This is a genomic window from Bacteroides sp. 51 (assembly GCF_010500965.1).
GTDB lineage: Bacteria > Bacteroidota > Bacteroidia > Bacteroidales > Bacteroidaceae > Bacteroides.
The window spans coordinates 1-334 of record NZ_QVMI01000155.1 but is presented as its reverse complement, the minus strand read 5'-3'; the positions used below and the strand labels follow the sequence as shown (position 1 = coordinate 334).

Genomic DNA, 334 nt, shown 5'->3' with positions numbered 1-334 from the left:
TATCCATACCTGTCAAACAATCTTCCATATAGATTATATTTTTCTCCATCGTTTCTACATTTGGTCAACGTTTTATCCTTTATATTCTTCTCCTAACAAGCTACTGTATTCTTTGCAGTAATTGTCATAACAAGTCTTTGCCAATCCCATCTTACCCGATTCCGTAAGGATTATTTTTTTTTTTTTAATTTCTTTTTTTTCGCTTTTTATTCTTTCTCCTAAAATAAATTCATAATCGAAACTTGCACGTTTGTTTTTTATATTTACAGAAGGCTGTTTCATCTTAGTAATGCTAGTTTAGTATAACAAGTAATTATGGCATATTGAAAAGGCT

At 29.3% G+C, this 334-nt stretch carries 1 protein-coding gene; it reads right to left on the bottom strand.

What is annotated here, in order from left to right:
* Positions 1-72 precede the first annotated feature (72 nt).
* On the bottom strand, positions 73-282 hold the full coding sequence (locus tag D0T87_RS23915; RefSeq protein WP_163178688.1) for a hypothetical protein: 210 nt from the start codon (positions 280-282) through the stop codon (positions 73-75).
* Positions 283-334: the final 52 nt, after the last annotated feature.

What these genes read in the sequence shown, in the direction of transcription:
- D0T87_RS23915 (WP_163178688.1), bottom strand. Translation starts at nt 282, where the DNA reads ATGAAACAGCCTTCTGTAAATATAAAAAACAAACGTGCAAGTTTCGAT.